Below are 26,701 nucleotides of genomic sequence, written 5' to 3'. Positions count from 1 at the left end.
GCTTGCGTACTCGTCGTCAGTACCAGCGCATGGCTCATGGAAGCCGACGTTATGTCGGCCAATGGATTATCGTTGATATCCGTTCTAGTAAAGAGCCTACTTCTCGGCTTGGAATTACCGTCACCCGTAAATTCGGAAAAGCGCACGACCGCAATCGTTTTAAACGCGTTGTGCGCGAAGCTTTCCGTTTATCTTATCAACAGTTTCCTGGTTCGTTTTTGCTTGTCGTCAAACCGCGTACGTTGGCGCATCAAGCTAGCAGCTTAGATATTCAAAAAGAGTTATTTTCTCTCATTGAAAAGGCCTTTTCAGATCAGCTCAAGAGTAATCAAGTTTAAATTCAAACGTTCTTGGGAATGTTTGGGGGTGATTGGGTAGTTTTGATTCGTGAGTTTTTCAAATGAGCGTTTTGATAGTGACTCATGGACTGATAAACTCACGAATGGGGTTTTTATTTACTCTGATCAAGACCGAATGTTTTCAATACGAATCCGCCAGTCAAGATGATTAGGCTGATTACGATTATACGGGCAATCAATTGCTGCTTAGCTGTTGGATAGAAGGGCTTTTTATACGTGAATGCGGCAGAAACTGCTGGATTAGAGCGGTAGTAAAGGTATTTCAAGGCTCGGTCCTGCACATTTTGCCATTCTTGATTCACGACTCGGCTCGCTCCTTTGCTGTCTAAAACGAGCTTGCAAAAATCATTATAGGAAAGTTTGTAGATTTTTCTTTTTCCTTCAAGGAGGCTAGGATCGATCGGATCGACTAAAAAAACTGAAGGGACTGGAGATTTTTCAGCGCCAACGAGAACAACGGTATGAGCAGTCTTTGGCTGTTCCACAAGCTTGATGGGATCCTGCCATTCATACATTTCATAATCACTTGTAGATGTGGATAAAGTAGGCGAATGGGGTCCATAGGAGCTTCCAAGAAAGCCCTCTGTTACAACGGGGCCGACGTTTTTTAACAATACTATTAATTGATCAATCGAATCTAAAGGAGTCCAGCTGGTGGGCGTCAATTGATACAGTTCTTTGATTTGATCAATAAAAATCTGATGAATAATTGATAGCTGCCTTTGCTTGGATAAACGCGTGAAGTCCTCTTGCAAAGAGCTCAACGCGATCCATTGAGAAAACTCTTCATGCTCTTGCCGTTTGCACTCTTTGGCGTTTTCCATGTCGATATAGGCACTTAAGAAAGAGGAGAAAATAGTCATTTTCTCTTCGGCAAAGAGATCACAATAAAAGGTATGGATGTCGGCCTGCCCACTCTCTTTATAGCGTTTAAAAAATTCACGAGCCGTTTTAACTTTTTCCTTCGCATCACCCATCGCCGCAATTTTTAAAAGAATGGCTTTTTGATTAGCAAGTATCCATTTTTTTAAATCTTCATCTGCCATAGGAGATGTTTTTCTTTCTCTTAAAAGTTCAGAAACATAATCACAGACTAAAGCGCGATGCGGCCATGTAGTCGTCGCGAAATCGTGTATGGTCCTTCGAAAGCCGGACAGTCTCTTTCGATCGTTTTCTTGAATTTGAATGGACTGAGGAGAGTCATTAAAAAAATTGGCAATCAATTTAGAAGCGTAAAGATAGCAAGCTCCATAATTACCTTTCCCTTGTTCGTTTTTACGTTTGCTAGAACCGGGAAGGGGTTTGCCTGGTTGTATCGTCCATAGACAAGCCGAATTAGTTTGAATCGAATGAATCATTATAGTTTATATTTGTTTTTATAGTTCTTTTTTTTTGTTATTTGTAAGTGGGTGTCGATAATATAGTTAATTGCTTAACTTGTCAAAGTTAAATGATTTATATTGAGCGTGTTGCATTGAATTTCTTTTTTATTAAATTTAAGATTTTGCGTGCTTGTTAAAAGGGTTATTAACGAGCAGCTTGAAAATCAATGGGGATAAGAGAGGGTAAATGGAGCAGGTACAGGGGCCGGCTTAGGTTTCTAGAACGTGATCGAAAAAAAATTGGTGAATGACTGACAGCTGTCCTCTTGGCGGCAGGCATTCACCAAATTTTTGTCGGGTTCTGGTAAACGTTTATTGAAACCGATGACCGGTTTACCGGCTTGAATCGTCAAAAGGCATTTTGAATGGATAGAAGGGATCATGGTATTGATTCTTTTTTTATTATCGTATTTTAACTATGTTCTTTCTTCTAGCGATTTTCTTTTTATCAAATGGAATTTTACCATACAAAATTTATTTTTTATTTTTAAATCGATTAGCGATTTATTTGATCTTATTGTCAATAAAAGGGCGATCTGTCACCCTTTATTTCTCATTGATTTTACAAGATGACGAAGTATGGAAAAACAATTAGACCTGTTGAATCCCAATCAAAAGCGGGCGGCGAAGCTCGTGGATGGAAGAGTATTGATTCTGGCTGGAGCTGGGAGTGGTAAGACGAGAGTTTTAACCATGCGTATGGCCTATTTGATTCGCAATTTAGGTGTATCTCCCAAGTCTATTTTGGGATTGACCTTCACCAATAAGGCGGCGGCAGAGATGCGGCATCGTTTAGCCACCTTTGTAGATGCGCAGGCGGCTAAGCAGGTTATGCTCTGTACGTTTCATAGTTTTTGCATGCAAGTACTGAGGCAAGATATTGGTAGATTGGGCTATACGACCAAATTTAGTTTATATGATGAACAAGATGTGCAGCGTCTCATCAATATGATTGTACGCGATATTCTTCAGCATGAAGGAGAATTGCCCTCTTTAGCTTCGACGCTCAATGCCATTCGTCAGGCAAAAAATAAAGGATTGGCACCAGAAAGCATTCAAGGAACGGAATCGTCTTGGCATGACTCCTTTGCTCAAGATGTTTACCGTCGTTTGCAATCTAGCATGCGTGCTTATAATGCGGTGGATTTCGACCATTTATTGGGATTGACCGTCGAATTATTTGAGCGTTTTCCAGATGTGCTCGATCGCTATCAAGAGCGTTTTCGCTATATCATGATTGATGAGTATCAAGATACCAATCCTATCCAGTATCGGCTCGCTTCTTTATTGTCTGCGAAGTATCACAATCTGTGCGTTGTGGGAGATGACGATCAATCCATTTATGGGTGGCGTGGAGCGGATGTTAAAAATATTTTAGAATTCGAGAACGCGACGTTAATTAAGTTGGAGCAAAATTATCGATCGACAAATGTCATTTTAAAAGCTGCCAATGCAGTCATTGATCACAACCAGCAACGGCACCGCAAGGTTTTGTGGAGCGATAAGGGGGAGGGTAAGCCGATAGAGGTTTTTCACACCCCAACAGAGGTTGATGAGGCCCAGGCCGTGGTCAAAAGAATTGTCAAAATGAAAGAAACGCTCGGGCTGCGCTGGAGGGATTTTGCCATTTTATATCGCTCTAATGCTTTGTCGCGCCAATTTGAATTGACGTTGATGAAGGAAACGTGGAAGATGGGCGATCGCTGGGTTCAAGGAATTCCTTATGAGATATTTGGAGGGGTGGAATTTTATGAGAGGCGCGAAGTCAAGGATCTTTGTGCTTATTTAAGATTGATTCTCAATCCTGCCGATCAAGAAGCCCTCTTGCGCATCATCAATCAGCCTCGCCGGGGAATCGGCGAAGACAGCTTGGATGTTTTGACGGCCTACAACCGGCTGGAGCAGCGTCCTCTTTGGGAAGTCATTGAAGAGGTGGCTCGGCGTGAGGGGCAGGCGGCCCATTTAATTCAACATGGCAAGGCTTTAAAAGGAATCGAGGGATTCGTGCGCATCATCAACGAGGCGAAAGAGCGCTTTGAAAGAGGGAATTTGGCTGAGAATCTAAAATGGCTGATCGAGCAGGTGGACTACCAAAAGGCCATCAAAGAAGAAGTTAAAAGCCAGCAGATGCGCGATTTTAAGTGGGAAAACGTTCAGGAGTTTGTCTCATCGCTCGTCGAGTTTGAGCAAAAAGCGCAGGCTAATCCGGAGATGAGCGGTTCGCTCGAGGCTTTTATCGGCAATTTGTCTTTGGACAACAAGCTGATGCAGTCGACAAAAGATAATCGAGAGGAAGATAAGGTCAATTTGCTGACGTTTCACAGCTCGAAAGGATTGGAGTTTCCTGTTTGCTTCTTAGTCGGGATGGAAGATCACATTATTCCGCACGAGAAAAGTTTGAAAGAGACAGGATTAGAAGAAGAGAGGCGATTGATGTATGTGGCCATTACTCGGGCTCAACAGCATTTAAACATCAGCATGGCAAAACAGCGCAAGCGGATGGGTAAAGACATGGCTAGCAGACCCTCCCGCTTCTTATTTGAAATTCCAAAAGAGTTATTGCACATGACAGATTGGCGTGTCACAACTTAAGAACAGTAAATGCTTTTAGCGCTATAGCTTGCTAGCAGAAGGGCGCGGTTTAGCATCAATGAAGATAATATCCGAAAAAGCATCCTTTAATTTAATCAATTCTTTATCCTTATTGCCCATTTTTCCTACATCAAGAACTAGGTAGTAACCTTTCTCGGTTTGCTCGGCTTGTTTATACGTTTGTAATTGTCTAGTATATCCTGAAACCAGCTTTGGATTTGATGATAGTTTTATTTCAATGACTATACGTTTATCAAATCCTTTTGAAATTTTAAAGTCGACAGGCCCGTTTCCCGTCTCTGCTTCAGGTGTAATGTCCAAGTTGTTAGCTCTACAATAGGCATGAGCTATGGCAAAAAAGAGGTTTTGAGCAGATTTTTCTTTGCGAGGTTTGCCGTTATGGTACAATTCTATAGAAAGCCGCCGTTTTTCAATTAAAAAACGGAATTGCTCAATGATTCTTTTTACGATTTTTTCTATTCCTTCGCTTGGATGAATGTGATAAGGATATTCTTTCACAATACTACTAGCAAAGCGTAGCATTTGTGTGAGTGTTAGAGAATTCTCTTCGAAGTTATATGATTGAGCAATATTTGGTTGATGTATTAGCTCTAAGCATGTATCAAAAGCTAATTTGCTTGATAAAATTCTTTGCTTAAGAAAAGCTTTATTTTTTTTTGTATCGCCATGCCATATATTTCCTATATGTGTGTTAACTTTTTTTCTTAAATTATTGTTTAGCGAAGAAGCTCTTGCTATATCAGACCAATCTTTTACTATGGGCAATTCTCGTAAAATATCGTTAGGCACTAAAATAATGGGAGTTATCCCTTTTTCAAAAGGGTTTATGGGACAATTTATTTGAATTTCATTTCCATCTTTTAAGGTAAAGCTGTAGGGCTGCCTGGCTATTTTTAATGCATTTGTTATTCTTTCATTAAATTCCAGAAGGGCCGGTAAAATAATTCCTGTAGTCATATCACTAATTCTGTTAGGACCAAATCCTTCTTCAAATAGTCCCATCGCTATAAATAAGTCAGGGTCAGAAATTCCTAAATCAATGATTTCTTTTGCTGTTTTTATGAGCGCATTTTTTATATGAGGGCCGCTTCCACTGCCTGATATAGATTGTGAGCCATACCCCAAGCACGTACCTTTTATTTCGGGAAAATGCATAAGATCTTCAACTGACCTCCAGGGCTTGTCACCTTGCTTAGAAGAAACTTTTAAAAGCTTAATAATCGTACAAAAGAAATCTTCATAAAGCTTATATCCCCTTTCTTTGATTTCTCGATGCCTACTATTTTTGATAAGTAAGGGATCGATGAATAAAGGAGTATCTGCATTTAGTATTGGATCTAAAACTCCAAGTTCAAGCAACAAGTTTGGATCTATTTCAAAATGTTCTGAAAAGTGGATTGGATTGCAGATTTTTGCCATAATGCTCAAAATCGAACTGTTATGAATTAATTGAAAAAGATGATTACTTTATCATTTAATTTAATAACTACATATTAATTTTTAGCAAAAGCTATGATTTTCTAAGATTTTAATCTAGGCTATTGGTAAGGAAATAAAGCTTTTTTTGATTATTAAAGAATTGCGGGTTAAAAAACTAGGCTCAAGTATTATAGCTTAAGAGAAAAAGACTTCGAGGGAAACCTTCGAAGTCTTTAATAAATTAGCGGTAATAGGGATTGGAAGGCTGTTGATGGACTGGATAGGTCATCTGGCGACCGGAGAATTGGCCAGGGTTGAGCTTTTGGATGAGCTCATTGATGTAGACACCTGGTCCGCCGGCTTGGTAGTTGACTGTATACAGTCTTTGCCCACTGGCATCGACGACAACCATTGTTGGGAATGCATCGATTCCGTAACGATCAAGCAAGGAACGGAATGGTGAGGCTGAAATGGCTTCTTCGGCGTAATCGGGAAACTCTGCCTTCAAAAAGATGAAACGGCCGCCGACTGCCTGTGCAAATTCAGCCTTATTCAATACCTCTCTTTCCAGTTTCATACAAGCTGGGCACCATTGAGTCCCAGTAAAAAGGATGACGATTGGCTTGCCCGATGATTGGGATTGAGAAATAGCTTCTTGGTAATTGTTGAGCCAATTAAGTCCTCCCGCTGCATAGGCTTGCGATCCAAATTGGCTTGGCTGTCCTTGATTGGGCATCCGGGTTGGCTGTCCGTAAGGTTGATTAAAAGGTTGGCTAAACGCTAATGAGGGAATAGCGGCAAATGCTAATGAGCTGCCCAATAATAAAGCGGCTATTTTTTTCATCTTTCATTCCTTTCTTGAATTTATGCCTGTTGAACATTAAAATAATAACCTGAGTTTTGGGTTTATCCGCAAACAACCTGAAAAAGATGCTTGATTGCCAAAATTGGGATGCCTTGTCGTGAATGAGGGGAATGTCCGCTTCAGGGGTCTTGTCTATAAATCCAAAACTCAGGTTAATAACCTAATCCCAAATTAAGGTAATATCTGCAAAAAATGCAATCTTTTCCTCCAACTGTCGTCATTCGGCATAGACTTGAAAATTTGAAGAAGTGCAGCTTGCGCGGTTTAGAATCCCGCTCAGATTTTATTTTTCTCACCTATCCTTATAAGAGCCTGCCAGATTTGTCCGGCTACATCATTTTAGCAGTTGACGCTCCGCCTCTTTCGGTCGATGATGCTAAACGAGGATTACTCGTTCTCGATGCTACTTGGCGCTATGCAGAAAAAATGATGAAACCCTTGCATCAGCAACCCCAATACATTTATCGTAGCCTTCCACACCACTATCGAACAGCCTACCCACGCTGCCAACATGACTGCCCAGACCCTGAACGCGGACTTGCCTCCATCGAAGCCATCTATCTAAGCTATCTTTTAATGGGACGTTCTGTCGAAGGATTATTAGATCGTTATTATTGGAAAGAACAATTCTTGAGAATAAATCAATTGCTTAATTGACTTTAAATGCAAAATTTTTTACTATATATAGAAAATATTTAAATTTTTAAACAAAATTTGGAACATAGATGCTAACAGAATTAAGCTCTCGATTAGATTTACTAGAAGATATTTTATGGACCTATTGCGGTGTTCCCATCGTCATGTTATTAGGGCTTTATTTATCGATAAAATCGGGCTTTTTCCAAATTCGCCATTTACCAACAGTTTTTAAGACATTTTTGGGATTCTTACGCGTTCGCGATTCTGGCCAGGAGAAAGGAGGGGTTCATCCTCTCAAGGCTTTTTTTGCTGCGGTCGGTGGCTGTGTAGGGATTGGCAATATTGTTGGGATTTGTACGGCCGTTCAATTGGGTGGGCCGGGTGCTTTATTTTGGATTTGGATGACAGCAATTGCTGGGATGATTTTGAAGTATTCAGAAGTTTATTTAGGCCTGCGCTACCGAGTTCCAAATGGCAGTGGAGGATACAATGGCGGACCGATGTATTTCTTGCAGAAAGCTTTTAACAATACTTGGGTACCGAAGCTCGTTTGTATTTTGTTGTGTGTGTATGGGGTTGAAGTTTATCAATTTAGTGTGATTTCAACGAGCATCACGGGGAATTTAGGAATCAACTCTTACCTTGTCATCGGAGTTTTGCTGGCGTTGGTTATTTTTGCGGGAAGTGGGGGAGTGCGCCGCGTAGGAAGCATTTCGAGTACGAGTTTGCCTATTTTTGTTGTCCTGTATGTTGGGATGGGAATGTGGGTGTTGCTTAACAACTTACCAGCTCTTCCAGGCGTTGTGAGCCAAGTTTTTACGTCGGCTTTTTCAGGTCATGCGGCAGTAGGAGGCTTTGTTGGTGCTGGGGTCATGAGTACAATGTCTTATGGAATCAGAAGAGGGTGCTATACGGGAGATATTGGAGTTGGGTATGCGTCTGTCATTCACAGCGAATCGAGCGTGCAAATACCTGAAAAACAAGCATCCCTTGCCATTTTTGACATCTTTTTAGATACATTCATCGTCTGTACGACGAGCCTTTTTCTCATCTTGACGACGGGAATTTGGCAAGAGCCCATTGAAGCTGGAATGTTGGTCCAATTATCACTTGGAGAGTATTTTCCATACATGCATTTCTTTATGCCACTCTTTCTCTTTATGCTGGGCTATAACACGATTAATGCCTATTTTTGTGTGGGACTCAAGTGTGCGGAGCATCTTTCTCCTAAGTATGGACGCGCCGTTTACTATGCTTATGCTGTTTTGGCTCTGCTCATCTTTTCTTTCATGGGGACGAGCCAGGCTCAGACAGTCATGGCCATTGCAGGGGTATCGCTCTTAATCATCAATGGTTGCGGAATTTTTATGCTGAGGCATGAAATCTCTTTCGATCTGGCTTCAGAAAGCCGCGCGCGCGAACAAGAGCCCTTGCTATCAAAGGTTTCTTTAGAGCAGGTTTAATCGAGCTAGATATAGCAAAGAGTCCTAATGGCGGCCCAGTCAGATGACTGGGCTATTTTATTAGGTACGGGCAATAAAATCCTAGTTCGGCTTGACTGTGATGGAAGCCGGTGCGGACACGTTGCCAAATTCATCTACTGCTATGATCAGGTAAGTATAGGCTTTGCTTTTCTTGCGATTGTGATCTTTAAATTCTAAGGGTAAGAAAGCTGGAGTGACACTGATTGCTTTATTTAACTGAGGAAGGCGGTAAATTTTATAGCTAATGGGGGGATTGCCCTGTTTTGGAGCTTTCCATTTGAGGACATTGATGTAATCTGTTTGGGAAAGAAAGCGGTTCTTTTTTTGAGTTCCCTTTAAGTGGGTGGGTGGTAGAACTTTTCCGGGTTGAGGCGGTTCGGGCAGATAGGTGAATGCGGATGCTGGTGTGGTTTCAGAGGTGCCGGTCGGTCCTGTGATAACTACCTGAACGGTCCCCATTCCGGGCGGAGCAATGGCTCTGATTTCGGTGTCACTAATGATTTCAAAAATGGCAGCTGTTGAACCGAAGAAGACTTCACTTGTTGCGGTAAAGCTTGAACCCGTAATGGTAACGACAGTGCCCCCAGATTCTGACCCGCTGTTTGGGGAAATAGCCGTGACGATTGGCACGATTGGTGCGGCTAATCTAAATTTGGCAATAAAAGCTGAATTGCTTCCTGCGAGTGTTGGCTGAAAGGAATCAGGCGTCGTTGGAAAGTTTGAAGATGCTGATGCTCCAGCTATATACAAACCGCCCATGCCATCTAAGGCGATTCCGAGTCCCAAATCATCTGCACTTCCCCCCATGTAGGTAGAATAAAGCAGTGCGCTTCCCTCGGCATTCAGCTGGGAGAGAATGACATCAATCCCTCCTGCGAGAGTTGATTGAAAGGCGTCTGGCGTCGTTGGAAAATCAGGCGATGCAGTGATTCCAACAAGATAGATCGACCCACTTGGCTCTAATACTAGGCTGGTTGCTTGGTTTGTGGTACTTCCACCTAAAAGAGTAGAGTAGATGAGGCCCGTTCCTGTTGCGTTGAGCTTGAGCGCAAAGGCATCCCGTGTTCCAAGAAACGAGGTTTGAAAGGCACCTGGGGTTGTTGGAAAATTGGTCGAGTCTGTGAAGCCGACGATATGGGCATTGCCTGTGCTATCGACGGCTATTCCACTTGGTCCATCAAGATTATTGCCTCCAAGATAAGTTGAATAGATCAAGGCTGTTCCCGTGGCATTCAGCTTGGTTACATAGCCATTTGTTGCACCAGGCTTTGAGGTTTGAAAGGCTCCTGGGGTGACTGGAAAGTCCGTTGAAAGAGTGGCTCCTATCGCATAGGCTTGATTGCTGCTGTCGACGGTGATTCGCGTGCCTTGTTCTGCTTGGCTGCCCCCTAAATAGGTTGAGTAAATGAGAGCCGATCCCGTGGAATTGAACTTTGTAATAAAACTATTAAAAACACCATTTAAGGTTGTTTGAAAGGCTCCTGGAGTGACTGGAAAGTCGGCAGAAGTCGTCAATCCCGTAAGGTAGCTATTTCCAGCGCTATCGATAGCCAAAGAGGCGCTTTGATTGACACCTGAGCCCCCTAAATAAGTGGAAAAAATGAGAGCGCTGCCTGTTGCATTTAATTTAGTTAAAAATGCGTTGGCACCAGATCCTGGAGGTGAAACTTGAAAAGCTCCTGGGGTCGTGGGATAATTTGGGGAGAAGGTGGATCCTGTGATATAGGCATTGCCGCTGCTGTCTATCACGAGTTCGTTTGCGAGGTCGTTTAAGCTTCCACCTAAGTAGGTAGAATAAATAAGGGCAGTGCCACTTGCATTTAGTTTGCTTACAAAAGAGTCGATATCACCGGTCAATATTTCTTGAAAAGCGCCTGGTGTTGTTGGAAAATCGACTGAATTCGCAAGGCCAGCAATATACGCATTCCCGCTTGTATCAACGGCTAGAGCTACGCCAAAATCTTCTCCGGAGCCTCCAAGATGGGTGGAATAGCTTAGAATGGGATCGATAATGAGAGAACTGCTCCGATCGTATGAGCCAATTTTGAAGCCGATGTCATTTTTTGCTAGGAGCACAAATTCTCCTGGAATCTCGGCTTTCTTTTCATTGTTTATCTGGTAGACAAACGGCTTTTGCATTAAGAGCTGCTGGCCATCAGGAGTCGAAATTTGAAGATTTCCTTTCTTGTCAAGCGTCAATTCCTTTATTCCTTCAAAGTGCACGTGCACCTCATTTGGATCGGCTCCTGGCGCAACGCACAGGTCATATTCAAGCACTTGGCCATTTCCGTAAAAAACAGCATCGATGCCGGTATATAAGTTTTCGTAAATCTCTTTTGTGTAATTGGGAATGTCGATATGCCATTGATTGGAATTGCTTCCAATGAAGTAGTGGCTCTTGCACGATTGCTCATCGACACCTTTTAGGTTTAAATTTTGATTGGCTTTCACAAACTCCATCTTCAGAACTGAAAACTCTTGTTTTTGTTCAGACTTTTTTGCGATGGGTACTGCGATGGCAATCTCTTGCTCGGTAAAGTAAAAAGAATGTCCCAAGCGTTGAGTCTTATATTTGATTTCAGATGGCAATTGTCCGACATTGCCTTCGAAATAAAGGGGTAATTCGAGAAACTTAACGAGGGCGTTCTTTGTTAAGTGCTCTAATTTTTCTTCTTTAGTTTGGGTCGGAATGAATAAAAATGCTGTTGTTATCAGAGTCGCAAATAGTGCAATGAGAGCAATTTTGAGAGTGGTAAAGGGGCTTAGCATACATGCTCTCATGACCTATTTCTCCTTTTCATGCGATTTTAAGAATCTTTGATCAGCTTTATTTAAACACAGTTTCTTTCAAACATTGTGGAATATTTTTTCTTGTTCGGCACATTGAAAATACATGTGCGCTAGAGATGATTTAGGTTTAACCCAACGACAGGAGTTAAAATCGGGATAAAAGGGGTGAAACTATAGGAGTGTCTATAATTTTTTTTAAGATATAAGGCTAGATTATTATTAGTAAAACTGTTGATTAAATAGGGGAATTTAATCGACGAGGTCTGCTGTCTTACTATTTTGTGTCATCAATAATTTCATGATATATTGTCTATTCGCATATAAATATTCTACTCCAGAGAATAGAGAATAAAGAGCTGCGATGGACACTATAATGGTGCTCGTTTGCTGGAGTGTTTCGCGCGATAAATAACCCATTGAATAGGGTATTAGTAAGATGATAGTGGTAAAGGCGGCAATCGCTTGGATGACTGCTTTGAGTTTGCCGCTTGGGCGCGCCGCTAGAGCAAATCCCTTGAGAGCACAAATGGTCCGTAAGGTGCTGATCACAGAATCTCTATACAGAAAAACAAAGATCAAGATCATGGGCAATTGAATGGGGGGCAAGGTAAAGGTGAGGAAGATGGAGATTCGATAGATGCTGTCTGCCATTGGGTCTAGAATTTTGCCGAGGTCGGTCACTTGGTTGTATTTCCTTGCCAGATAACCATCGCAGGCATCTGATAACTCTGATATGCCAAGGATAAAAAGAAGAATATAGGGAAGAGTCGCTAAGTTGATGTTGAAGGTTTCGTATTCTAAATAAACTAATAGAAAAATCGGGCTGATAAAGATACGAAAAAATGTCAGATAGTTGGGGATGCTCAAATCGACCTTCCTTTAATCTAAAAGCTCAATAAGCGAGGATTTTTTTACCCACTTACAATTTAAGTTCTTAGATTACTCCTTTTATTTTTGATGCTAAGTAAAATACCCGCATTTTTTTATTAATTCAAGTTATTGATCTAAAAGGATGTATTCTTTTGTAAAGTGGCGTGCGGATGTCCGTCAGTTGGAGGACTAGAGATCTTTGTATGGTTTGCATTTATTTAACTATTAAGGGGTTGTGAGAGCATCGTACTTATTGGTGGAGTTGGGCATTGGGAGAGCCAGCTAGCTTCCCGATACCCAACCTCGAATGTCAAGAGAGATTTGAAGGAGATTGTTCATTGCGAATGACTTGGCGATAAATTTCCAAATAGTCATCTGATGAGTGATTCCAGCTAAAATCCATTTTCATTCCGTTAAGGATTAAATTGCGCCATTTTTCAGGGTCTTCAAACCAGCAATGAATGGCGCGGTCGAGTGCGGAATCGATTCCAGCCGCATCGGGAAATTCAAAGACGTAGCCATTTTTTTCTTCGAAGGGTTTTGAAGAGTTGTCGACGTCAAAAATGGTGTCGGCCAATCCTCCTGTATGCCTAACGATTGGAACGGTTCCATATTTCAATGCGATCATCTGAGTAAGTCCGCATGGCTCGAAGAGAGAAGGGACGATAAACATATCGCATCCGGCATAGATAAGATGTGCCAGCTCTTCTTGATGGTGCAAGACCAGATGAATATGGGGATGGTCTGTGTATTGATGTTTCAGCCTATGAAATTCGGCGCTAATGCTCGGAATTGGACTCGAGCCTAGCAAAACAAACTGTCCCTTTTTATCAACAATATGGCGCATGGTGTGCTTGATTAAATCTATTCCTTTTTGAGGCACGAGGCGCGTGATACAGCCTACGATGGGGCGGTGATCTTCGGCCAATAGGAGCTTTTCTCTGAGCAATTTTTTGATAAATCCTTTTTTATCAATCGTGCTGCGGTCTTTTTTGTTGGCAGGCGTTTCGCGAGGCGAGTAGTGTGCGGGGAGGAAGCGGTCAATTTCAGGGTTCCAATAAGAATAGTCGATTCCGTTTAAGATGCCTGCAAATTTATCTTTATGCTCAAGAAGGGTCGTTTCCAGGCCCCTGCCGCCCTCTGGAGAGAGAACTTCTTTAGCATAGTTTGGAGAAACGGTTGTAATAAAGTCCGAGTAAACGATCCCCCCTTTGAGGAGATTGATTAAGTTGGGATAGAGGTTGTCTTGCATGCGGCTGGCTTGCTGGTAGAGAGATCCATCTAAGCCAATATGATTTAGATCAAACGTGGCACATTTGCCTTGATATTCCATGTTGTGGATGGTAAAAACTGTTTTTGGCTTGCTATAGCCAAGTTCCTGGTACATGTCTTTGTAAAGTGGTGCAATAACAGCCGTTTGCCAATCGTGCAGATGAATGATGTCTGGTGTGACAGGCCGTTTGTACATGAATTCGATTGCAGCGCGCGAAAAATATAAGAAGCGCTCCGTATCGTCATCACAACCATAAAAACAACCACGGTTGAAAAAGAATCGAGGGTGGTGGGGTTCGATGAAATACACTTTTAGATTTTCAACCCAGCCCATCCAGATAGTATTGGAAAACCATTCTCCATTGTAAAACGACATGAGGTTTTTGCTATCAACTGTTAGGTCTCTAATTTGTTCGCTATCCATGCAGTCGTATTTGGGAATGATGATGTCGACATCGTGACCTTTCCAAGATAATTCACGGCAAAGGCCTAAAACGACGTCTGCTAATCCTCCAACCTTTGCAAGGGGAGCAAGTTCAGAAGCAATGTGAACAATGTGCATGCGGAGCTCCGGTTCTTAATTTTTCTAAAAGATTACCATACCTAATAGTCGAACTGAGGGGAAGAAAAAAGAGATTTTACAAACCGCGCGAATGAAAAATGAGAATTGTTTCATGGGCTTGAACCAAGAAGCAGTGGGGTTATCAGTCCCTTCCCTCTTCTTAAACGGCGCAATGTAGGCAAGCTGACAGAGCTGCAAAAAGCCCTTTGATGCAGCTTGCACTTATTTGGTCTGAAATGAACCATTTTCTCATTTAGTCATAGCTATCCTATCTCAACAGCCGGGTAATCTTCAGAATAGGATTCACCTAAAACTCCATAGTAGATAACGACGCGTTTTTTAAAGTCTACAATATAGCTCACAACACCTGCTTCCCAAGAAGCCTTTAAGAATTCTGGAAAAGAACTTTGTCCTGCTTGATCGATCCTTAAGGCCTTTATAAGAGCCTCACGATCAAATAGAGGAATATCAACAGTCGTGTTAACAAGTGGGGTGCCCTGACTTACAACAGAACCATACTCTGTCAGATAAATACTCTGGCACGAAGGGAGGTTCCAAATATTTCGAGTGATTCCAGCTTTTCTTAAAGCTTCGGCAAGGTATGGGAAACCGCCTATCTGAGAGCGAATACTCATGGCGAATTGTTGGGCGTTTAGAAGATTTTCGATAGCTTTGCTCATATTTTTTCCTGATACTTAAAGTTACAACTTCTTTTCTGTCTCTGTTTTGGGTTATACAGGCAGTGTTGGGGTTTAGTCTGGATGACAATCAGTTATAAGTTATAGCGATGAAAGATATGTATCAATAAGCATCTTCGAGATACTCAGGCGAGAAGGTAATTGGGGTAAGTTTGTATAGTCAAATCAATCTGCATGTGTTAATTCTACAGGAAGGATAGAAATTTCTCCTTCTTCCCATTCATAAGTGAATGCCATCATAAGAGAATGCGAAAATGGACATGGTTGGCTGCCAAAATAACAAATATTTCTTACCTTAATGCTGACTTCTTCAAATATTTCAAGACAGACGCATTGCTCAAGCGTTTCACCTGGATTCTACGCTGTAAGATTTCTCAGAAAAATACGGACCTTGCGCCAAGAGAATCTTATTCTCCTTTCTAATCAATGCCATTACTGCAGGTGGATAATTTTGGATAGGCTAAAAGATCCACACGAGCACTCTATAAAGCATTCTTAAGCTTTTCTATTGCCAACCAGAGGGGATCCCTTCATATTCCGCTTCAGCAGCAAACAAGTTTCCTCTCGCAAGAGTGCCAATGTAAATACTTCGCTTTAAAGCAATGGACTGTTGATTTGGAATATTCTACCCATTATCGGTTGTCGGCAGTTTATTACCAAAGCGAGTTTCCATTGTTTTGAGGACGCAAAGCATCTGTAAAGATTAGTGGAGCAGAAAATGGGGTGAGCATCATCAGTTAGCTAATTAGAATATTAATTGGGGGGTCTATCTTCCCAAAAGTACTTCTAGCAAACAAGAGTTGCGTGGAACTCACATGCTTTCCAATCTTAGTTCGTGAATTGGCAAAAAACTAGTCTTGCATGATAGTTTTTATGCAAATTTCTGCACGCCTAGGTCTTGCTGTTTTTGATGGCGGTTCTTTTGCAAACAGCTATACTAACTATGAAGCTATTGCTCCATGATTGGATAATAGCAGCATTAAAAGGTCTACTCATAAGTCAGAAATAAGAATCTGAGAAAAAAATGCATAGAGAATGGATGGATTGATTTGGATTGATAATCAGTTGTTTATGCTAAGATGAAGAACATTTCCTTTTCTTGTTGCAAAAAAAACGGTGGATCAGTATTATTTTGTCTTTGCTAATGCGAATGGCTCATAATTAATGGGGTGTAGCCAAGCGGTAAGGCAGCGGTTTTTGGTACCGCCACGCGGAGGTTCGAATCCTTCCACCCCAATTGATCATAGGCGATCAAATGTCCTTTAGTTTTCCTCAACCGCTGTTGTTTGCTGGATCATCTCATCTTCTTCTAGCGACTGAAGTCGCATCTCAACTTGGTATTTCTCTTGGTCAAGTGCAGCTCAATCAATTTCCTGATGGGGAAATAGCGGTTCAAATTTTGGAGAGTGTGAGAGGGCGGGACGTTTTTGTTTTGCAATCTATTGCATTAGATCCCAATTTCTATTTAATGGAATTGTTGATCATTGTGGATGCTTTAAAACGGGCATCTGCAAGAAGTGTAGTGGCAGTGATCCCTTATTTTGGATATTGCCGGCAAGATCGCAAAGACAAGCCGCGTGTTCCGATTACGGCCAAGCTTGTGGCTAATTTATTGGTCGAGGCGGGTGTAACGCGGATTTTGGCCGTTGACCTACATGCTGGTCAGTTGCAAGGTTTTTTTGATATCCCAGTTGATCACGTTCATGGGCGCCAGCTCTTGATTGATGGATTGCGAGATTTAGAATTGAGTCGTTGTGTTGTCGTTGCGCCCGATATTGGAAGTGTTAAAACAGCCCGAGCTTTCGCAGGTCAGCTTCAAGTTGATTTTGCAGTAGTTGACAAACATCGCCTGAGTGCGATGGAAGTGGGTGGTCTTTCATTGATCGGAGATGTTAACGGAAAAGATGTACTTCTCGCTGACGATATGTGCTCTACAGGAGCAACTTTAGTGTCAGCAGCGAAAGCATGCCAAGAGAAGGGAGCAAAGCGTATTTTTGGTGTTATCACGCACGGGCTATTTGTGGACGATGCTGTTAACCGTATAGAAAATAGTTTGCTTGAGTCAGTATGGATGACGAATACCATTCCCTATACTGAACGGTTGAAAGACGGTCATAAGCTTAAAACCATTTCGATAGCCCCTCTTTTGGCTCATGCCATCCAATGTATAGTATCGGATGAGTCCATCTCTTCTTTATAAAATGTGTCTATAAGCCTAGTGAAAGATAACGATCTGAAAAGTTTCCTCTTTTAGGGGCTTTATTGTAGATCGGAATTTTTTTAGATAAGTTGCGCAGCTTTGCAATTGAAAAGAGAATTGATGGGTCAAACCAGCCGAACAAAGCTTAGCGTAATGTAGAAATTTGTTTAACTTTATCCTTTTTGGGGGATTCATGAAACTGCAAACAGTATCGAGAACAGGAAATAGCAAAAGCGAAGTCAATAGCCTTCGTCGTGAAGGAATGATTCCAGCTGTCCTATATGTTAGAGGGAAAGCCGGTGAAACTTTAGCTGTTAAGAGTTCTGAATTTGGCGCTTACCTTCGTCAAGTTAAATCAGGTCATCTACCTACAACGGTATTTACTTTGGTTGACGACAAGGGGCATGAGCGTCGTGTATTAGTAAAAGATATTCAGTATACCATTACGACTTATGAAGTGATGCATTTGGATTTCGAAGAGTTATTAGAAGAGCATAAAATCAACGTAAAAGTACCTATCGAATGCACAGGCACTGTTGATTGCGTGGGGATTAAATTGGGTGGTGTACTCCGTCAGGTCATTCGTCATGTTCGCGTACGTTGCTTGCCAAAAGATATGCCAACTTTCTTCGAATTGAATGTAAAAGAGTTGGGCCTTAAGCAATCTAAGCGTTTAAGCGACATTGCAATCCCAGAAACAGTACGTCCTTTGGTTGATTTAAACGAAGTTGTAGCTGTTATTGTAAAACGTTAAAATAAAAGCTTAAAGAGTGACACATTCAGCTCAGCAAAATTACCTTTTTGTGGGACTTGGGAATCCAGGTTCTCAGTATGAGTTGACAAGGCATAACATGGGTTATCTTGTCATTAAGGCGTTTGCCTTGGGTATGGGGTGGCACTTTAAAGAAGATAGGCGTTTTAATGCTTTAGTAGCGAAAGGGGTAATCGGAGAGGCATCGATCCACTTGCTTTTACCATTGACCTATATGAATTTGAGCGGAACAGCTGTTAGGCGTTATCTAGACTTTTTTAAGTTGCCTGCTAGTTGTTTAGTGGTTGTCACAGATGACATCGCACTGTCTTTTGGAAAGCTCAGATTAAAGACGATGGGGAGTGCAGGAGGGCATAACGGATTAAAAAGTGTGGAAACTCATTTAGGGAGTTCGCATTATGTTCGTTTAAGGATGGGAATTGGACATCCTGGTGAGAAAGAACTCGCAGGATATGTTTTAGATTCGTTTAGCCCAGAAGAATTAAAAATTTTAGCGACTTTTGTTGATCGCGGGGTAGAGGTTTTACTACGCTTATTAAAAGAAAGCGTCTCGCATGTGATGAACGTGGTCAACACGGCTCCGAGCAAGGACAGATTGGTTCCCTTGCCAAAGAAGGAGTCAATAGATTTAACAAAACCCCCTTTGCAGGGTTAGGAGAATACGCATGAGTCAAAACAGACAAAACCTTTACGAAGGAATGTATGTCATTAGCGCGACGCTAAGCGATGATGCTCGCCACAAGGCTTTGGATAGAATTCAATCAGGAATCACCAGCCATGGTGGAGAAATTAAAAAAATTCACGAGCAAGGACGCCGCCGTTTAGCTTATGAAATTGATGGACATCGTGAAGGTTACTATTACCTGGTTTATTTTACAGCTCCAACAGCAGCGATTTCTGATCTGTGGCAGGAGTACCATTTGAATGAAGACTTAATCCGCTTTATTACTTTACGTACAGAGAAGGTGATGGAGAAAATTGAATTCAAACCTTTAGTTGAGCAGCAGTAAGGAGTAGACTATGATGCAAAGAAGACCAAAATACAATTCAGAGTACTCTGATGCTCGTTCTAAAAAGCGCAAGCGTTGCCCGTTTACAGCGGCTGGCGTAAGAGACATTGATTACAAAGATATCGACACTTTGACTAAATTTATCACAGAACGTGGTAAAATTTTACCAAGACGTATTACAGGCGTATCTGCTTATCATCAAAAGAAATTGACAGCAGCAATTAAACGCGCCCGTCATGTGGCGTTGTTGCCATTTGTAGCTGAAGTTTAAGGAATCATACGAGGAGATAACAGTATGGCACAATTGTTGTTACTAGAAGATGTGGAAGCTCTAGGCAGAAGTGGAGAGATTGTTAACGTAAAGCCTGGCTATGCACGTAACTTTTTACTTCCGCAAGGACTAGCGGTTACAGCTAATAAAAATGCTCTCCGTATGCAAGAGCGTCTGAAAGACGAACGTCAAAAGCGTGCGATCGCTGACAAGGAAGAGTCTGAAGCCGTTGCAGCGAAGATTGAAGGAGTGTCCTTAGTGAAAGTGGTTAAAGTTGACCATGAAGGGCACATGTACGGTTCCGTTACGGTTGCTGACATCATTCACCTTATTCAAGAACATACTCAAGTTGAAGTAGAAAAGAAAGCTATTCAACTTAAGCATGCGATTAAAACAACTGGTGTTCATACCGTTGTTGTTAAATTGAAAGAGGGTGTTTCTGCTAGCTTTAATCTTAAAGTGATGTCTGAAGAAGGTCATCGCGCAAGCTTAGAAGAGCAGCAAGCGTCTTAAGTGAATTATGGCTAGAAGTTGTTTGATGATTTTATCATTAGCAACTTCTAGTTTTTTTTAAGGAGCTGAGATGGTTGCAGTGTCCTCTTACAGGGCTTCTTAAGATATAAAGTTTCTTACCCTACTCAAAGCGTGGAGCATGCCCTATGTTGCGCTTATTTTCCCCTGCTAAAGTCAATCTCTTCTTACGTGTCGTATCAAAGCGCTCAGATGGCTATCACGAACTTTCTTCGGTTTTTCAAACCATTAGCCTAGGTGATGTCTTGACTTTTCAGCGCCAGGTAAAGGATGTTCTGACCTGTTCAGATCCTCTACTGCCGACAGACAGCTCTAATTTAGTGCTTAAGGCAACTCAGCTATTTCGTTCTAAAACAGGCATTGATCTGCATTTAAGAGTCCACCTCGATAAGCGTGTACCTTCTCAAGCGGGTCTTGGAGGAGGAAGCAGCAATGCTGCGACGACTCTTTGGGCATGTAATCAATTAGCCGGCGGAGTTGCATCGACAGATGAGTTAATGCAATGGAGCGGAGAAATCGGATCAGACATTCCTTTTTTCTTTTCTAACGGCACAGCACACTGCACCGGGAGGGGGGAAGTGGTTCAGGATTTGCCTCCTACTGCCAATCAAAAGCTTTGGATTGTCAAGCCAGCTCTTGGTCTTTCGACTCCGGAAGTGTACGGCCGAGTCCGAATTTCTCAGACTTCTCAAGAAGCGTATTCTAACCTCGATAAAGAGAAGTTCTTGCAAGGAACACTGCCTTATTTTAATGATCTGGAATCGGCAGCTTTTGAAGCTTGTCCCGAATTGAAGGAGATTAAAGCTTTTCTTTCTCAAAGCGGCTTTGAAACGGTATTGATGTCTGGTTCGGGCTCTTCATTTTTCTGTATGGGTGAGGGCCACCTACCTCACCAAACAAGTTTAAGAGCGTTTTCTGCTCATTTTATTAATAGATCTCCAATACAGTGGTACGCATAAATTCTTCACCCAAGAGAATAAGTCATTGAATTTGACACGCCCCAGTGAAAATTGAAAATAGGTAGCAACGATAATGGCAGACGATTCTTTAAAAAATGATCCCTCATCAGAGTGGCCGGAAGAGGTTAAGCAAGCCTATGAAAGCCTAAAGATTCCGAGCTTATATGATACTGTCCTGGCAAACGAAAAACTCAGTTTAGAGGTGCGCAAGCAAAATCGAGAGGTTAAGCTGGTCGTAGAAAACATGGGTAAGATTGCTCTTCAATTAGACTCGTTGCTCGAAATGATGTCAGAAGAGTGGGAGGAGTATGAAGAGGGGGATGTTCTTTCGCGAGAGCCTGGTAAGGAAGCTGAAGAAGCTCTTCCTACTTTTTCAGATTTAGAACTCGAATTGTTGGGAGACAAGCAAGCGCATTTGGAGCAGCAAACGCAAGAGCTGCTCGTTGAGATATCTGATTCGATTTTAGAGTTATCTCATACGACCAAACATATGGGGCATCAATTGTTGCAAGTCTTGCCAAAAAAAGAAGGGGTGTTTGCTAAACCTCCTCATTGGCATCCGTTAGCAGAAGATATCATCCATACTTTCGTTGAAGAAGTGAATCGCGTTCGCTATAGACTGTTATCGCGCCTTGAGAAAATGCAGATTCACTTGATAGATCCCCATGTGGGCGATCCTTTTGATCAAGACAAACATCAAGCTTTAGAACAAGTCGCTGGATCGCCTAAGGGAACTATTGCACAAGTCATCAGGCCTGGCTATAGCCAAGATGATACGATCCTACGCCATGCTGAAGTCGTGATCTATGTTTAACGCTAGCCGCTTAGTGGCTATTTGGCATGCTTAATTTGAATGAGTGGTGTTACTCATTTGAATGAGTTGCCATCAACCGAGTGAGGCTTACCTATCATGGAAGACGTGAATGAAAATTTATGGATTTGTCCTATCTGTTCAGCTGAGCATCCAAGTCCAGTAATTGTATGTCGTCGATGTGAATGTCAAATTCTTCTTCTCATTAAAATCAAGCTGACCGCGCATCAACTTCGTCAAGCAGGTTACTTAGAAATGAGTCAACGCTTCTACGATAGAGAGTGTGAATTGAGCTAGCAGGTGGAACAAGCTTACTAGTTCCTCATTTTCAAACCTAAATCCTGAAAATATTTTAATAATATTTATCGGTTCTTAATAATATTCAATTAAATTAAGAGCTAATTTTTAAAGTCTGTCTTTTCTTGAAAAGACCTGAAATAAGTAAACCGCAGAGAATAATATGAGTATTAGTAATAGTCTTTCGAATGTTGGGCATGCCATTTACGAGGGATGTAAAGTTGTTTATAAAAAGACTGTTCATCCTTTAGTGCAACTGGCCTGTAAGGTACTTTTTTTAGATATTCCTCATTATACAGGCACGATTGCTCGTAAAGTGATCCATCTCTTTACAAGGACTCAACCGACAATCGTACGTATTGAGGAAGCAGTGTCTACAGTTCTTCCTATTAAAAGAGAGCGAGTCGATTTAAGTTCTTTTGAGCCCACACTTTTTCAGCCTGAGTTAAGAGAAGAAGGTGAAGAGTCGGTTAACGATGAGACTGAAGAGAGAAGAGAGAAGAGCCCGAGAAATCCCTTGCAACCAATCGTTATTGAGCCAAGAGAAGAGATAGAAGAGCCAGTTAGCCATCAGGTTGTAGAGGGAAGAGAGGAAAGCCCGAGAAATCCCTTGCAACCAATCGTTATTGAGCCAAGAGAAGAGATGGAAGAGCCAGTTAGCCATCAGGTTGTAGAGGGAAGAGAGGAAAGCCCGAGAAATCCCTTGCAACCAATCGCTATTGAACCGAGAGAAGAGATAGAAGAGCTGGTTAACGATCAAATTGAAGACAGAATAGAAAGCGAGGCTGGAGAAGCCTTGCAACAGTCCATTCAGATCGTGCAGAAGGAGTTAGAGCCTCTGCCTGTGCTCGTAAAATCAACCAAAAGGTATGTTGCCAATTCCAACATACCTTTTTACGCGGCCCGTGTAGGCTTCCCGAATCCTTCTTTTCGAAATTGTAGCTTTAATTCCTTATCGGTTGTTTGCGCTCATGCAGGCTATAAAATACCCGTGATTCATCCGGACAATGAAAAGCTTTATGCAGAATTGGCTGTTGCTAATGCGGAAGAGTTTAAACAAGTGCTTTATCAAAAAATAGCTGAATGCCAGGAGAAGATTGCGTTAGGAGAGATAAAACTTCGAGGAATGAGTGAGCAAGAGAAAACCGAGCTAGCAGAGATTGAATGTAGGATCGAACCAACCAAAAAAGAACTTGACGAAGTCGCATCTCAATTAAAGCACTTTAATCCTAGTGAGTGGGAAATAAAGGAAGATGAAAGACTTCCCCCTTTAAGAAAGCAACTCTCGCTGCTTAAGCAAGAGCTCGTAACAGACGAGAGCGAAACATTAAAGCAAGATATTTACAAGCTGCAGATAGCTATTAACAAACGGGAAATGGAGCAAATGGTGCTTCGGAATACGATTGCGAAAACTGAAGAAAAGATTAAGGCTGCAGTTGAGGTCAAGAAGAACGAATTGGAGCGCAGGGAAAAAGAGCTGAAGGATAAAAAAGGGCAGTGGGGACGCGAAATGGGTGAAGTCTCGAGGGAGATTATATCAATGAAACGCGAGATGACAGAATTTGAAACGGCTTTAGAAAATCAAGAGAAATTAAAAAGAGGATCTGCTGTTATTGCGATTTTACGTGGAGAAATCGAAGGGCCTTTAACAATGGAAGATGCCCAAATACTCTCCGCTATTTTGACCCATGAAGTTAAATCTCGAACAATCTACAACGGTACTGAAGACGCGCGCTCAGATCTTGGGCATATGATCCTCAAGCAGGCTCTCTATGATTCTGATTGGCGTGCTCTTCGCGTCGGCGGATATGGACATTGGTGGGTTTATGTACGCAATCCAGATGGTTTGACTATTGATGAAATTAATGATGCAACCATTTATCGCAAGCGAATGACAGTTGATCAGCTATTTGCGAAATACAGCAACCCAGATGAGTGGCGCAATACGCAAATTACATTCTATGATGGCATAAACTAGATCCTGGGCCGTAACAAAAAAAGCTCAAAGGAAAGATTTGATCATTCCCTTGAGCTTTTTTTTGTCCTCAAATAACCCCCATTCTTTCTGCAATTAGCCGCGCTCTGAGCTAATAGAGGTGCTGATTTTCGCAAATAATGACAATTAGCTATTTAAAATGAGGCAGTAAACAAGAGTTTAATGCAGAGACGGTTGAGAAACGCAGAGATACAGATTTCAATAGCAGTAACAGATAAAAATTCTAAACAACGTGATCCAATGTATCTTAATATGCTTATGGATCGAAAAGTAATCATCTAAGTAAAAGCAACGGGCTAATTGTAATGGATAGAGCACATCATAGATGAATGTGGGCAGTGCAGTCAATGGTTTATCATTCCCTCAGTGTCTCGGCCTTAAACTCTTGTTCGCAATTTTGTTTGTTTCGCCCCAGCTCTTTTTCTTTTCCGCTTTGTGGACTAGCCAAGTTTACAGGATTTTGTTAGATTAAGATTCTCATTTTTAATGAGTTTTAGTATTCTTTTTTGCAACTATCAATCGAAACTGTAAGTGGCTGGATAAAAGATATGAAATTGTTTGATGATCAATTAATAGTAATTACTGGTGGCGCTGGTTTTATTGGTTCCTGCGTCGTGCGGTATTTGAATGACAGAGGAATGAACAACTTAATCATTGTCGACGAGCTTCGCTATTCAGAAAAGTGGAAGAATTTAGTTGGCAAACGATTTGTTGATGTGATTTCCAAAGACCGGTTATTTGATTGGCTGGTGGGACGGGAATCATTGGTCGAGGCTTTTATTCATTTAGGCGCGTGTTCAGATACTTTAGAGACCGATGCCAGCTATCTATTAGAAAACAATTATCGTTATAGCGTTCGTTTAGCAGAGTATGCTTTAAAGAACAGTCAACGCTTCATTTATGCTTCTTCAGCTGCTACCTATGGAGATGGTTCTAAAGGGTTTGTGGATGATCAAGACAATCTTTATGCTCTTCAGCCTTTAAACATGTACGGATTCTCCAAGCAGCTGTTTGATCAATGGGCCTTTAATGAAGGGATTTTGGATAAGGTTGTAGGACTGAAATATTTTAATGTTTTTGGGCCCAATGAATATCATAAGGGACGCATGGCATCGGCAGTCAGTAAAATGGTCCCTCAGATTTTAAATGGCGAAACGGTTAAACTGTTTAAGTCGTCCGATCCTTCATATTATGCCGATGGAGAACAGAAAAGAGACTTTATCTATGTTAAAGACGTCGTTAGGATGACCTGTGCATTTTTAGAAAATGACGAGGGGGGGGTGTATAACATTGGCAGTGGAGAAGCTTCGACTTGGAATGCTTTAACGCGAGCCGTCTTTAAGGCCTTGGATCGTACTCCTCAAATTCAGTATATTGATATGCCTCATGATCTCGTTAATAAGTATCAGAACTATAGCTGTGCTGATATGGCTAAGACAATCAATGTTTTGAAAAATGAAGCTCGGACAATGAGCCTAGAAGATGCTGTTGTCGATTATGTGAAAAATTATTTGGTATCGAAAAAGATATGGTAAAACTTGCTAATACACTGCGCAGCTTAAATCCAGTCAAAGTCATGGTGATTGGGGATTTGCTTTTAGATACTTATACCATTGGAAAAGCACGTCGCATTTCTCCAGAGGCTCCGGTTGCTATAGTGCATGTTCATCACGAAGAGCACAGGCCTGGCGGCGCTGGAAACGTGGTTTTGAATTTGGTTTCTTTAGGTGCTCAAGTGGCCGTCATCGGTCGTATCGGAAACGACTGGGCTGGCGAGGTTTTGTGCGATGCTTTGCGGAAGGAAGGAGTGGTTGTAGAAGCTATTTTTAAGCAGGAGAGCTATAAAACACCGATTAAAAATCGAGTGATAGCAGAAAACCAACAGATCGTTCGCGTTGATTTTGAGCAAATGACTACCCTCGATGAGCAATTGGAGCAGGAAATTATTGAGTCGATCCCTCATTTAATGCAAGATGTGAAAGCGATTGCGATTTCTGATTACGGTAAAGGATTGCTCACGCCAACGCTTTTGCAGGCCATTATTCAGCATGCCAACCGTCATCGTATTCTTGTCATAACAGATCCGAAAGGAAGCGATTTTAGCAAGTATTTGGGCACAACGCTTATTAAGCCTAATCTGTCCGAGGCGTATGCAGCAGCCGGCTTGCCTTTTCAGGCTTCATTAGACTTAGTTGCCCAGAAAATTTTGCATTTGACGCAAGCTAAGACATTGATGATCACCCGCTCAGAAGCTGGAATTTCCTTATTCGAATCGACGGGGACAAGGCACGATTTTCCGGTCCATGTCAAAGAAGTCAAAGATGTCACAGGTGCTGGAGATACGGTTTTGGCCATGCTGGCCTATGCTTTGGCCAATCAGCTCCCTTATGATTCTGCCACGCAGCTATGCAATATTGCAGCGAGCCTGGCCATCGAACAAGTGGGATGCGCGCGCGTTACTCTTTCAGATCTGGCGCATCGCCTTTTTCAGCGCGATATGAATCATAAAGTTTTTGATCACGAGCAGGTCTTTGTCTTACGAGAAGTTCTCAAGAAAAAGCCTTTTCATTTGCTGATTTTGCAAGGTATTGACGAGCTTTCGCAGCCCCTTTTCCAATCTATTCAACGGCTGACACAAACTGGCCACTCCCTTTTGGTCTATATCAGAGATCCTCAGCCATCTCAAATTGGAATAGAAATGCTTGCATCTTTAAAAGAAGTCAGCTTTATTCTCATTCAACAAGACAATTTAAAGTTTTTATGCCGAGAAGTACAACCTGAAAAGGCGTATGCGTTTGAAGGTCAAATTTTTAAGGAAATCAACGTTCTTTCTTACTTGTTGGATGCGTGGGTAACGGAGGAAGCGTCGATTAGTCATTAAATCTATCAATGGAGCGTAAG

At 41.8% G+C, this 26,701-nt stretch carries 24 protein-coding genes and 1 tRNA gene; 17 read left to right on the top strand and 8 right to left on the bottom strand.

Translation table 11 applies throughout. From position 1 onward, the window contains the following. Positions 1–2 precede the first annotated feature (2 nt). On the top strand, positions 3–338 hold the full coding sequence (gene rnpA / locus PNK_RS07895; protein ID WP_231909234.1) for a ribonuclease P protein component: 336 nt from the start codon (positions 3–5) through the stop codon (positions 336–338). Between the two features lie 113 nt (positions 339–451). Here rnpA and PNK_RS07890 read toward each other — a convergent pair whose 3' ends face one another. Continuing rightward, positions 452–1,717, bottom strand: coding sequence for a hypothetical protein (locus PNK_RS07890; protein ID WP_059061340.1), 1,266 nt, complete (start codon positions 1,715–1,717; stop codon positions 452–454). A gap of 242 nt (positions 1,718–1,959) precedes the next feature. Beyond that, positions 1,960–2,124 (bottom strand): hypothetical protein, encoded by a 165-nt coding sequence (locus PNK_RS13445; RefSeq protein ID WP_158021750.1) that lies wholly within the window; start codon positions 2,122–2,124, stop codon positions 1,960–1,962. Between the two features lie 196 nt (positions 2,125–2,320). Here PNK_RS13445 and PNK_RS07880 point away from each other — a divergent pair, with 196 nt between their 5' ends. After that, positions 2,321–4,333 (top strand): ATP-dependent helicase, encoded by a 2,013-nt coding sequence (locus tag PNK_RS07880; RefSeq protein ID WP_032124214.1) that lies wholly within the window; start codon positions 2,321–2,323, stop codon positions 4,331–4,333. Positions 4,334–4,354: 21 nt separating this feature from the next. Here the strand turns inward: PNK_RS07880 and PNK_RS07875 are convergent, their stop codons facing one another. Next, entirely contained in the window at positions 4,355–5,773 is a 1,419-nt protein-coding gene (locus tag PNK_RS07875; protein WP_059061335.1) for a hypothetical protein, read from the bottom strand. A gap of 241 nt (positions 5,774–6,014) precedes the next feature. After that, complete coding sequence (locus tag PNK_RS07870; protein ID WP_032124216.1) at positions 6,015–6,617, bottom strand: thioredoxin family protein; 603 nt, start codon at positions 6,615–6,617, stop codon at positions 6,015–6,017. Positions 6,618–6,830: 213 nt separating this feature from the next. On the opposite strand from PNK_RS07870, the gene PNK_RS07865 reads away from it, so the two are divergent. Beyond that, complete coding sequence (locus PNK_RS07865) at positions 6,831–7,295, top strand: hypothetical protein (RefSeq protein ID WP_032124217.1); 465 nt, start codon at positions 6,831–6,833, stop codon at positions 7,293–7,295. Positions 7,296–7,363: 68 nt separating this feature from the next. Next, a complete protein-coding gene (locus PNK_RS07860; protein WP_032124218.1) occupies positions 7,364–8,740 on the top strand; it encodes an amino acid carrier protein in 1,377 nt (458 codons plus the stop codon). An 81-nt stretch (positions 8,741–8,821) separates the two neighbouring features. Here the strand turns inward: PNK_RS07860 and PNK_RS07855 are convergent, their stop codons facing one another. The 4 genes from PNK_RS07855 to PNK_RS07840 form a co-directional block, all read right to left on the bottom strand. Continuing rightward, a complete protein-coding gene (locus tag PNK_RS07855) occupies positions 8,822–11,542 on the bottom strand; it encodes a DUF7948 domain-containing protein (RefSeq protein ID WP_079992870.1) in 2,721 nt (906 codons plus the stop codon). Positions 11,543–11,800: 258 nt separating this feature from the next. Continuing rightward, the gene (pgsA, locus tag PNK_RS07850) at positions 11,801–12,418 is read right to left on the bottom strand and encodes a CDP-diacylglycerol--glycerol-3-phosphate 3-phosphatidyltransferase (RefSeq protein WP_032124219.1); all 618 of its coding nucleotides are present in this window, start codon (positions 12,416–12,418) and stop codon (positions 11,801–11,803) included. A 313-nt stretch (positions 12,419–12,731) separates the two neighbouring features. Further along, positions 12,732–14,255 carry a glycogen synthase GlgA gene (gene glgA, locus PNK_RS07845; protein ID WP_059061331.1) on the bottom strand — a complete coding sequence of 508 codons (1,524 nt, stop codon included), beginning with the start codon at positions 14,253–14,255 and terminating at the stop codon, positions 12,732–12,734. Positions 14,256–14,518: 263 nt separating this feature from the next. Continuing rightward, complete coding sequence (locus tag PNK_RS07840) at positions 14,519–14,935, bottom strand: DUF1398 domain-containing protein (protein WP_059061330.1); 417 nt, start codon at positions 14,933–14,935, stop codon at positions 14,519–14,521. A 1,183-nt stretch (positions 14,936–16,118) separates the two neighbouring features. Here PNK_RS07840 and PNK_RS07835 point away from each other — a divergent pair. From PNK_RS07835 to PNK_RS07780, 13 genes are all read left to right on the top strand, one after another. Then, positions 16,119–16,190, top strand: a tRNA-Gln gene (locus PNK_RS07835). Between the two features lie 18 nt (positions 16,191–16,208). Further along, complete coding sequence (locus PNK_RS07830) at positions 16,209–17,153, top strand: ribose-phosphate diphosphokinase (protein WP_059062388.1); 945 nt, start codon at positions 16,209–16,211, stop codon at positions 17,151–17,153. Between the two features lie 193 nt (positions 17,154–17,346). Further along, entirely contained in the window at positions 17,347–17,907 is a 561-nt protein-coding gene (locus PNK_RS07825) for a 50S ribosomal protein L25/general stress protein Ctc (RefSeq protein WP_032124223.1), read from the top strand. 16 nt (positions 17,908–17,923) lie between these two features. Beyond that, positions 17,924–18,580, top strand: a complete 657-nt coding sequence (pth, locus tag PNK_RS07820; RefSeq protein ID WP_079992869.1) for an aminoacyl-tRNA hydrolase — start codon at positions 17,924–17,926, stop codon at positions 18,578–18,580. A gap of 10 nt (positions 18,581–18,590) precedes the next feature. Further along, entirely contained in the window at positions 18,591–18,935 is a 345-nt protein-coding gene (gene rpsF, locus PNK_RS07815; RefSeq protein ID WP_032124224.1) for a 30S ribosomal protein S6, read from the top strand. Positions 18,936–18,945: 10 nt separating this feature from the next. Further along, on the top strand, positions 18,946–19,206 hold the full coding sequence (gene rpsR / locus PNK_RS07810) for a 30S ribosomal protein S18 (protein ID WP_032124225.1): 261 nt from the start codon (positions 18,946–18,948) through the stop codon (positions 19,204–19,206). A gap of 24 nt (positions 19,207–19,230) precedes the next feature. Further along, positions 19,231–19,719 carry a 50S ribosomal protein L9 gene (gene rplI / locus PNK_RS07805; protein ID WP_032124226.1) on the top strand — a complete coding sequence of 163 codons (489 nt, stop codon included), beginning with the start codon at positions 19,231–19,233 and terminating at the stop codon, positions 19,717–19,719. A gap of 146 nt (positions 19,720–19,865) precedes the next feature. Next, the gene (gene ispE, locus PNK_RS07800; protein ID WP_059061328.1) at positions 19,866–20,696 is read left to right on the top strand and encodes a 4-(cytidine 5'-diphospho)-2-C-methyl-D-erythritol kinase; all 831 of its coding nucleotides are present in this window, start codon (positions 19,866–19,868) and stop codon (positions 20,694–20,696) included. Between the two features lie 73 nt (positions 20,697–20,769). Then, entirely contained in the window at positions 20,770–21,510 is a 741-nt protein-coding gene (locus tag PNK_RS07795; protein WP_051981705.1) for a nucleotide exchange factor GrpE, read from the top strand. A 96-nt stretch (positions 21,511–21,606) separates the two neighbouring features. Beyond that, on the top strand, positions 21,607–21,804 hold the full coding sequence (locus tag PNK_RS13440; protein ID WP_158021749.1) for a hypothetical protein: 198 nt from the start codon (positions 21,607–21,609) through the stop codon (positions 21,802–21,804). A gap of 163 nt (positions 21,805–21,967) precedes the next feature. Further along, positions 21,968–23,782, top strand: a complete 1,815-nt coding sequence (locus PNK_RS07790) for a hypothetical protein (RefSeq protein WP_032124228.1) — start codon at positions 21,968–21,970, stop codon at positions 23,780–23,782. A gap of 566 nt (positions 23,783–24,348) precedes the next feature. Beyond that, a complete protein-coding gene (gene rfaD / locus PNK_RS07785; protein WP_059061326.1) occupies positions 24,349–25,335 on the top strand; it encodes an ADP-glyceromanno-heptose 6-epimerase in 987 nt (328 codons plus the stop codon). Continuing rightward, positions 25,329–26,681: a bifunctional heptose 7-phosphate kinase/heptose 1-phosphate adenyltransferase gene (locus PNK_RS07780; RefSeq protein ID WP_059061324.1), complete on the top strand. Its 1,353-nt coding sequence runs from the start codon at positions 25,329–25,331 to the stop codon at positions 26,679–26,681. The genes rfaD and PNK_RS07780 overlap by 7 nt, the downstream gene beginning before the upstream one ends. Positions 26,682–26,701 lie beyond the last annotated feature (20 nt).

This window comes from Candidatus Protochlamydia naegleriophila, assembly GCF_001499655.1.
GTDB lineage: Bacteria > Chlamydiota > Chlamydiia > Chlamydiales > Parachlamydiaceae > Protochlamydia > Protochlamydia naegleriophila.
Note: the sequence above shows the minus strand (reverse complement) of the source record. Positions and strands in the feature narration are given on the sequence as shown.

What these genes read in the sequence shown, in the direction of transcription:
- PNK_RS07840 (WP_059061330.1), bottom strand. Translation starts at nt 14,935, where the DNA reads ATGAGCAAAGCTATCGAAAATCTTCTAAACGCCCAACAATTCGCCATG.
- PNK_RS07795 (WP_051981705.1), top strand. Translation starts at nt 20,770, where the DNA reads ATGGCAGACGATTCTTTAAAAAATGATCCCTCATCAGAGTGGCCGGAA.
- PNK_RS13440 (WP_158021749.1), top strand. Translation starts at nt 21,607, where the DNA reads ATGGAAGACGTGAATGAAAATTTATGGATTTGTCCTATCTGTTCAGCT.
- PNK_RS07855 (WP_079992870.1), bottom strand. Translation starts at nt 11,542, where the DNA reads ATGAGAGCATGTATGCTAAGCCCCTTTACCACTCTCAAAATTGCTCTC.
- PNK_RS07870 (WP_032124216.1), bottom strand. Translation starts at nt 6,617, where the DNA reads ATGAAAAAAATAGCCGCTTTATTATTGGGCAGCTCATTAGCATTTGCC.
- glgA (WP_059061331.1), bottom strand. Translation starts at nt 14,255, where the DNA reads ATGCACATTGTTCACATTGCTTCTGAACTTGCTCCCCTTGCAAAGGTT.
- PNK_RS07780 (WP_059061324.1), top strand. Translation starts at nt 25,329, where the DNA reads ATGGTAAAACTTGCTAATACACTGCGCAGCTTAAATCCAGTCAAAGTC.
- rplI (WP_032124226.1), top strand. Translation starts at nt 19,231, where the DNA reads ATGGCACAATTGTTGTTACTAGAAGATGTGGAAGCTCTAGGCAGAAGT.
- PNK_RS07890 (WP_059061340.1), bottom strand. Translation starts at nt 1,717, where the DNA reads ATGATTCATTCGATTCAAACTAATTCGGCTTGTCTATGGACGATACAA.
- PNK_RS07865 (WP_032124217.1), top strand. Translation starts at nt 6,831, where the DNA reads ATGCAATCTTTTCCTCCAACTGTCGTCATTCGGCATAGACTTGAAAAT.
- PNK_RS07880 (WP_032124214.1), top strand. Translation starts at nt 2,321, where the DNA reads ATGGAAAAACAATTAGACCTGTTGAATCCCAATCAAAAGCGGGCGGCG.
- PNK_RS07860 (WP_032124218.1), top strand. Translation starts at nt 7,364, where the DNA reads ATGCTAACAGAATTAAGCTCTCGATTAGATTTACTAGAAGATATTTTA.
- PNK_RS07825 (WP_032124223.1), top strand. Translation starts at nt 17,347, where the DNA reads ATGAAACTGCAAACAGTATCGAGAACAGGAAATAGCAAAAGCGAAGTC.
- PNK_RS07830 (WP_059062388.1), top strand. Translation starts at nt 16,209, where the DNA reads ATGTCCTTTAGTTTTCCTCAACCGCTGTTGTTTGCTGGATCATCTCAT.
- ispE (WP_059061328.1), top strand. Translation starts at nt 19,866, where the DNA reads ATGTTGCGCTTATTTTCCCCTGCTAAAGTCAATCTCTTCTTACGTGTC.
- PNK_RS13445 (WP_158021750.1), bottom strand. Translation starts at nt 2,124, where the DNA reads ATGATCCCTTCTATCCATTCAAAATGCCTTTTGACGATTCAAGCCGGT.
- PNK_RS07790 (WP_032124228.1), top strand. Translation starts at nt 21,968, where the DNA reads ATGAGTATTAGTAATAGTCTTTCGAATGTTGGGCATGCCATTTACGAG.
- rpsR (WP_032124225.1), top strand. Translation starts at nt 18,946, where the DNA reads ATGATGCAAAGAAGACCAAAATACAATTCAGAGTACTCTGATGCTCGT.
- rpsF (WP_032124224.1), top strand. Translation starts at nt 18,591, where the DNA reads ATGAGTCAAAACAGACAAAACCTTTACGAAGGAATGTATGTCATTAGC.
- rfaD (WP_059061326.1), top strand. Translation starts at nt 24,349, where the DNA reads ATGAAATTGTTTGATGATCAATTAATAGTAATTACTGGTGGCGCTGGT.
- PNK_RS07875 (WP_059061335.1), bottom strand. Translation starts at nt 5,773, where the DNA reads ATGGCAAAAATCTGCAATCCAATCCACTTTTCAGAACATTTTGAAATA.